This window comes from uncultured Salinisphaera sp. (genome assembly GCF_964012375.1).
Taxonomy (GTDB): domain Bacteria; phylum Pseudomonadota; class Gammaproteobacteria; order Nevskiales; family Salinisphaeraceae; genus Salinisphaera.
The window spans coordinates 1-7206 of record NZ_CAXGSH010000130.1 but is presented as its reverse complement, the minus strand read 5'-3'; the positions used below and the strand labels follow the sequence as shown (position 1 = coordinate 7206).

6 protein-coding genes and 1 pseudogene are annotated in these 7206 nt (G+C 63.3%); 1 reads left to right on the top strand and 6 read right to left on the bottom strand.

The annotated features are described in order from the left end of the window. From carB to grpE, 6 genes and pseudogenes are all read right to left on the bottom strand, one after another. A pseudogene (gene carB / locus ABNU97_RS16455) lies at window positions 1-687 on the bottom strand (carbamoyl phosphate synthase large subunit); the annotation flags it as partial. A gap of 102 nt (window positions 688-789) precedes the next feature. Next, entirely contained in the window at window positions 790-1920 is a 1131-nt protein-coding gene (carA, locus tag ABNU97_RS16450; protein ID WP_348767753.1) for a glutamine-hydrolyzing carbamoyl-phosphate synthase small subunit, read from the bottom strand. A gap of 110 nt (window positions 1921-2030) precedes the next feature. Then, window positions 2031-2843, bottom strand: coding sequence for a 4-hydroxy-tetrahydrodipicolinate reductase (gene dapB, locus ABNU97_RS16445; RefSeq protein WP_348767752.1), 813 nt, complete (start codon window positions 2841-2843; stop codon window positions 2031-2033). A gap of 26 nt (window positions 2844-2869) precedes the next feature. After that, entirely contained in the window at window positions 2870-4006 is a 1137-nt protein-coding gene (gene dnaJ, locus ABNU97_RS16440) for a molecular chaperone DnaJ (RefSeq protein ID WP_348767751.1), read from the bottom strand. 79 nt (window positions 4007-4085) lie between these two features. Further along, window positions 4086-6032: a molecular chaperone DnaK gene (gene dnaK / locus ABNU97_RS16435; RefSeq protein ID WP_348767750.1), complete on the bottom strand. Its 1947-nt coding sequence runs from the start codon at window positions 6030-6032 to the stop codon at window positions 4086-4088. 123 nt (window positions 6033-6155) lie between these two features. Next, on the bottom strand, window positions 6156-6785 hold the full coding sequence (gene grpE / locus ABNU97_RS16430; RefSeq protein WP_348767749.1) for a nucleotide exchange factor GrpE: 630 nt from the start codon (window positions 6783-6785) through the stop codon (window positions 6156-6158). 184 nt (window positions 6786-6969) lie between these two features. Here grpE and ABNU97_RS16425 point away from each other — a divergent pair. Next, on the top strand, window positions 6970-7206 hold a 237-nt coding region (locus ABNU97_RS16425; protein ID WP_348767748.1), incomplete at its 3' end, for an NAD(+)/NADH kinase.

Sequence of the window (7206 nt, the reverse complement as noted above, 5' to 3'; positions counted from 1 at the left end):
GATGCAGTTGTCCGCGTGGTCGCGCACCACCTCCATCTCGTATTCCTTCCAGCCCAGCACGCTCTGTTCGAGCAGCACTTCGTTGGTCGGCGACAGCTCCAGACCGCGCGAAAGCAGATCCTCGAATTCCTCGCGGTTGTAGGCGATGCCGCCGCCGGTACCGCCCAGGGTGAAAGACGGTCGCATGATGATCGGAAAGCCGATGCGTGCCTGCACCTCGATGCCTTCGTCCATCGTGTGCACCACCGCCGACTCGGGGGTGGCCAACCCGATCTCGGTCATGGCCACGCGAAAGGCGCTGCGATCCTCGGCCATGTCGATGGCCTCCTGCGTCGCCCCGATCATCTCGATGCCGTGCTTGGCAAGCACCCCCGAGTTGTACAGATCGAGCGCGCAGTTGAGCGCGGTCTGGCCGCCCATGGTGGGCAGTAGCGCATCGGGTTTCTCGACCTCGATGATGCGCTCGACGGTCGCGCAGGTGATCGGCTCGATATAGACCGCGTCCGCCGTTTCCGGATCGGTCATGATCGTGGCCGGATTCGAGTTCACGAGAATGACGCGAAAGCCTTCGTCCTTGAGGGCCTTGCAGGCCTGCATGCCCGAGTAGTCGAACTCGCAGGCTTGGCCGATCACGATCGGGCCGGCACCGATGACTAGGATGCTTTTCAGGTCTGTGCGCTTGGGCATGGCGGTTGCTCTTTGATTGGCGTGCGCGCTCGTATCCACGATACGAACGCGCCAATATCAATAACTTACAGGCGCAAAATGAGGCGAAGCCTCAAGTTCGTATCAGGCCTTGGCGGCGTCCATCGCTCGCATGAAGCGTTCGAAGATCGGCGCCACGTCGTGCGGGCCCGGGCTGGCTTCCGGATGGCCCTGGAACGAAAACACCGGCTTGCCGACGATTTCGATGCCCTGCAGGGAGCCGTCGAACAACGACCTGTGGGTTACACGGGCGCTGTCGGGCAGGCTGGCTTCGTCGATGGCGAAGCCGTGGTTCTGGCTGCTGATCATCACTTCGCCCGTATCCACATCCTGCACCGGATGGTTCGCGCCGTGATGGCCGAACTTCATCTTCAGGCTCTTGCCGCCGGCGGCCAGGCCCAGAATCTGGTGGCCCAGACAGATACCCAGGGTCGGGAAAGCCCGTTCGATGAGCTCACGGCAGGTGGCGATCGCATAGTCGCAGGGTTCCGGATCGCCCGGCCCGTTGGCCAGCAGCACGCCATCGACGCCCATGTCCAGCACCTCGGCGACCGGCGTGCGCGGCGGTACGACCGTGACCTTGGCGCCACAATCGACCAGGCGACGCAGGATGTTGTACTTCACGCCGTAGTCGTAGACGGCAACGTGATAGGTCGGCGCGGCAGCCGAATGCGCATCGTTGGGCCCGACCCAGGTCGGCTCGGACCAGGTGTAGATCTCGCGCGTACCTGCATCAGCGGCCAGATCTGCGCCTTTCAGGCCCGGGAAGGCGCGCGCCTGGGCGAGCGCCTCGTCGGTGTCGATGGCATCGCCGGCAACGATACAGCCGTTCTGGGCGCCCTTTTCGCGCAGCACGCGGGTCAACCGTCGGGTATCGATATCACCGATGCCCACGATCCCGTTGTCCTCGAGATATTCGATCAGCCCGCTGGACGCACGCCAGTTGCTCTGGGCACGCGGGACTTCGCGAATGATCAGGCCGGCCGCCTGAACCCGGTCGGATTCGACGTCCTCGGGGTTGGCCCCGGTATTGCCGATATGCGGATAGGTCAGGGTGACCATCTGCTGGCGATACGAGGGGTCGGTGAGAATTTCCTGATAGCCGGTCATGGCCGTGTTGAACACGACCTCGCCCACCGTCGTGCCAAGGGCACCGATTGCACGACCGTGAAACAGGCTACCGTCTTCGAGCGCGAGCACAGCTTTAGGGCGCAACAATGCCTCCAGGATCCGTGGGTTGGGTTGACGCTCCGGCGTTCAGCAAACGAAACCGGGCGCGGGCGGCGCAGAATTATAGCGGCTTGAACCCCGCGCGGCCAGTTTACTCAATCGCTGCCCAGGCCCAGCACGTCGTTCATGTCGTAGCGCCCGGCGGCCTGGGAGGCGACCCACGCCGCAGCGCGCATCGCGCCGCCGGCAAACGTCTGGCGCGACGAGGCCTTGTGCGTAATCTCGACGCGCTCGCCCTCGCCGGCAAAAAGCACCGTATGTTCGCCGACGATATCGCCGCCACGAATGGTCTGAAAGCCGATCGTATTGCGCTCGCGTTCGCCGGTATGCCCCTGGCGGGCATAGACCGCACAGTCGTCGAGATTGCGTCCGGTGGCATCGGCCAGTACCTCGCCCATGCGCAGCGCGGTGCCAGACGGCGCATCCACCTTGTGGCGATGATGGGCTTCAACGACTTCGATATCGAAGTCATCGCCCAGGGCTTTTGCTGCCGTTTCAAGAAGTTTTAGCGTCAAGTTCACGCCCGCGCTGAAGTTCGGCGCAAATACCAGCGCGATCTTTTCGGCCGCTGCATCGAGCCGGGCCTGCTGGTCTTCATCAAAGCCGGTGGTGCCGATCACCATGGCCGCACCGGATGCCACGCAGTAGTCGAGCGCGGCGAGACAGGGCTCGGGCCGGGTGAAATCCACCAGCACATCGAAAGCCGATGCATCGCGATCGGCGGCACTGGCAATCGCCACGCCGACATCCTCGCCGGTGGCCAGACGCCCGGCATCCTGGCCAAGCGCCGGGCTGTCCGGCGCCTCGAAGGCGGCGGCCAGGGTGAGCGCCTCGTTGCGCTGACAGGCGATGATCAACTCCCGCCCCATGCGCCCGGCGGCGCCGTTGATTGCTACGCGTGTGGTCATGGCCTGTCCTTGTGCGCTGTTATCGACTAGCCGAGGTGTTCGTTGAAGAAGCGTTTCGCCTTGTCCAGCCAGGAACTGGTGGCCGGGCTGTGGCTACGGCCGCTGTTTTCCAGGCTGTCGCGAAACTCTTCGAGCAGCTTCTTCTGCTTGGCGTTGAGGTTGACCGGCGTTTCCACCGACACCTTGCACAGCAGATCGCCCGGCGCCGAGGTGCGCACCGACTGCACCCCCTTGCCGCGCAGACGGAACGTCTTGCCCGACTGGGTTTCGGCCGGAATGCGCAGACTGACCTTGCCGCCGAGCGTGGGCACATCGATCTCGCCGCCAAGCGCGGCGGTGATCATGTCGACCGGCACATTGGCACGCAGATTGTTGCCGTCGCGCTCGAAGAACTCATGCGGCTTGACGTTGATCTGCACATACAGATCGCCCGAGGGGCCACCCATTTCGCCGGCTTCGCCTTCACCGGACAGGCGTATGCGGTCTCCGTTGTCGACGCCCGGCGGCACCTTGACCGACAGCGTCTTCGACGACTGTACGCGGCCTTCACCGCCGCATTTGCGACAGGGATTGCGGATCTTCTTGCCGCTGCCGTGGCAATCCGGGCAGCTTTGCTGGATCGACAGGAAACCCTGCTGGATACGCACCTGGCCCACGCCCTGACAGGTGGGGCAGGTATCGACCGGCGAATCCTTCTCTGCACCGCTGCCGTCACAGGCATCGCACTGGTCGAGCGTGGGGATACGGATTTCGACGGTATCGCCGCCGATCGCCGTTTCCAGATCCAGATCCAGATCGTAGCGCAGGTCGGCACCGCGCGAGGCGCGCTGTCGGCCGCCGCCCATGCCGCCGCCGAAGATATCCGAGAAGATATCGCCAAAGATATCGCCGAATCCGCCAGCACCGGCGCCCCCGAAGCCGCCGCCTCCGGCCGCGCCACCGAGCCCGGCATGGCCGAACTGGTCGTAAGCCTGGCGCTTCTGGTCATCCGACAGCACCTCGTAGGCTTCGGAAGCCTCCTTGAAACGCGCCTCGGCATCGGCGTCGTCCGGATTGCGGTCCGGATGGTTTTTCATCGCCAGCCGGCGATAGGCTTTCTTGATTTCGTCCTTCGACGCGCCTTTCGACACGCCAAGCACTTCGTAGTAATCGCGGTTCGCCATGAATCCTTGACCTTTACAACCAAAAACGCCGGGACAACGGCTGGCGCTGCCCCGGCTTAAGGACTACCCGATCGTCAGATCAGGAGTTGGTGCCCGACTTCTTGTCGTCGTCCTTGACTTCCTCGAAGTCCGCATCGACGACATCGTCGTTCGAGCCGCCCTGATCCTGGGCCTGGCCTTCGCCAGCGGCCGCGGCTTCATCGCCCTGACCGTCGCTGTAGGCCTTCTCCATGACCGGCGCAGAGGCTTCGGAGAGCTTCTGCGTCTTGGCGTCGATTTCGTCCTTGTCGTCGCCTTCGAGTGCGGTGCGCAGTTCGGCGATGGCGTCGTCGATCGGCTTCTTCTCGTCGTCGCTGACCTTTTCGCCGAGATCACGCATGGCCTTCTCGATGCCATGGATCAGGCCATCGGCCTGGTTACGCGCCGTGATCAGTTCGTTGAACTTGGCGTCTTCCTCGGCGTGCGCTTCGGCATCGGCGACCATCTTGTCGATTTCCTCGTCCGACAGACCCGAGGACGCCTTGATGACGATCGACTGTTCCTTGCCGGTGGCCTTGTCCTTGGCCGACACGTTCAGGATGCCGTTGGCGTCGATATCGAAGGTGACTTCGATCTGCGGCGTGCCGCGCGGGGCCGGCGGGATGTCCGACAGGTCGAAGCGGCCCAGCGACTTGTTGGCGCTGGCCTGCTCGCGCTCACCCTGGAGCACGTGCACGGTCACGGCCGGCTGGTTGTCTTCGGCGGTGGAGAACACTTCCGACTTGCGCGTCGGGATGGTGGTGTTCTTCTCGATGAGCTTGGTCATCTTGCCGCCCAGCGTTTCGATACCCAGCGACAGCGGGGTCACGTCCAGCAGCAGCACGTCCTTGGTATCGCCCGAGAGCACCGAACCCTGGATGGCGGCACCCACGGCCACGGCTTCATCCGGGTTCACGTCCTTGCGTGCTTCCTTGCCGAAGAAGCTCTTCACCGCTTCCTGCACGGCCGGCATGCGGGTCTGGCCACCGACGAGGATCACGTCGTCGATATCCGAGGCCTTCATGCCCGCATCCTTGAGCGCGGTGCGGCACGGGTCGATCGTACGGGCGACCAGATCCTCGACCAGGCTTTCCAGCTTGGCCCGGGTCATCTTCATGTTCAGATGCTTCGGACCCGACTGATCGGCAGTCACGTACGGCAGATTGATTTCGGTCTGCTGCGTGGAGGACAGCTCGATCTTGGCTTTCTCGGCGGCCTCTTTCAGGCGCTGCAGGGCCAGCTTGTCCTTGCGCAGATCCACGCCCTGTTCCTTCTCGAACTCGGCCGCGATGTGCTCGATGATGGCGTTGTCGAAGTCTTCACCACCCAGGAAAGTGTCGCCGTTGGTGGCATGCACTTCGAACTGGTGTTCGCCGTCGACTTCGGCCACTTCGATGATGGAGATATCGAAGGTGCCGCCACCCAGGTCATAGACCGCGATCTTCTTGTCGCCGCCCTTCTTGTCCATGCCATAGGCCAGCGCGGCCGCGGTCGGCTCGTTGATGATGCGCTTGACGTCGAGACCGGCGATACGGCCGGCGTCCTTGGTGGCCTGACGCTGGGCGTCGTTGAAGTAGGCCGGAACGGTGATTACGGCTTCGGTGACCTTTTCGCCGAGATAGTCTTCGGCGGTGGCCTTCATCTTCTGCAGCACCTTGGCCGAAACTTCCGGCGGCGCCATCTTCTGGCCACGGGCTTCGACCCACGCATCGCCGTTGTCGGCCTTGACGATCTTGTAGGGCACCGTGTCGATGTCCTTCTTCGTGGTCGGATCGTCGAAGGTGCGACCGATCAGGCGCTTGATCGCGTATAGCGTGTCGTTGGGGTTGGTGACCGCCTGGCGCTTGGCCGGGCGACCGACCAGCGTCTGGTCGTCGTCGGTGAACGCGACGACCGACGGCGTGGTGCGCTCGCCTTCCGCGTTCTCGATCACTTTAGGCTGGTCGCCTTCGAGCACGGCCACGCACGAGTTCGTGGTGCCGAGGTCGATACCGATAATCTTACCCATGTTTAATTCCCTCTACTTCGCGCTGCATTGGCAGCGTCTTTAAACTTGACTTGACAATCGATTTGGGGCGCGCGGTGAGTGTTTTCAAGCGCTCCACCCATGTCGCGCCGTATTTGCGGCCGCTTAGCCGTTGCCGTCTGCGGGCTTGGCCACGACCACCATGGCCGCACGCAGCACACGCCCGTTGAGCGTATAGCCCTTCTGCATGACGTCGGCGACGGTATTCGGCGCGAGCTCATCGCTCGGCTGGGTCGAAACCGCTTCATGAAACTCCGGGTTGAACGCTTCGCCTTTCGGGTCGATCGCTTCGATGCCGACCTTTTCCATGCTCGACACCAGCATGCGCACGGTCATATCCATGCCTTCCTTGAGCTTGTCGTAGTCGCCGCTGTGTTCTTCCGCGGCTTTCAGGCCCAGCTCCAGGCTGTCGCGCACCCCCAGCAACTCAGAGGCAAACTTCTCGATCGCGAACTTGCGCGCCGATTCCACGTCGCGCTGGGCGCGCTTGCGCACGTTTTCCATTTCCGCATGCGCACGTACGGCCTGATCGCGATACTGCTCGGCCTCTGCCCGTGCCTGATCAAGCTCGGCCTGCAGCTCGTCGGTTTCGGCGATGCTGTCGGCGGTCGCTTCTCCGGCGTCGACATAGTCTTCGGTGCCGGTCTGGATATCCTCCACGTCCGGCTGCGGCGTGTTCCGGGCCGCGGAATCCGTTTCGCCGTGCGGTGTGTTGTGTTTTTCGTCCTGGCTCATCTGTTGCAAATCCCCGCTTGTTGGACGGTGCCGGCTGGAAGTGCCCTACGCCGGCGTGACTGCCTTCACCATTGGGCTGGCTGTGGCCATTTCAAGCGTGGCGCATGTCCGGTTTTCGTTGAAATTGTCGGGCAAGGCGTGAATGCTTACGCGATCGACTTCCCGGCAGGCCGCAGGCACGCGCATGGCGCAACAGTTCGAAACCGTCGGCATCCTGGCCAAGAAACACGACGAGGGGGTACGCGAAACCCTCAAAAACCTCATCGCCGATCTGCACACGCGCGGCAAGCAGGTGTTGCTCGACGAAGGGCACGCCAGCGCACACGATGACGTGCAGACCTGCACGCGTGCCGACCTGGGCGAGCGCTGCGACCTGGTTGTGGTGGTGGGCGGCGACGGCACCCTGCTGGATGCCGGGCGC

Excerpts from the sequence above, each read along its gene's own strand:
- grpE (WP_348767749.1), bottom strand. The coding sequence starts at position 6,785 with ATGAGCCAGGACGAAAAACACAACACACCGCACGGCGAAACGGATTCC.
- dnaK (WP_348767750.1), bottom strand. The coding sequence starts at position 6,032 with ATGGGTAAGATTATCGGTATCGACCTCGGCACCACGAACTCGTGCGTG.
- dnaJ (WP_348767751.1), bottom strand. The coding sequence starts at position 4,006 with ATGGCGAACCGCGATTACTACGAAGTGCTTGGCGTGTCGAAAGGCGCG.
- dapB (WP_348767752.1), bottom strand. The coding sequence starts at position 2,843 with ATGACCACACGCGTAGCAATCAACGGCGCCGCCGGGCGCATGGGGCGG.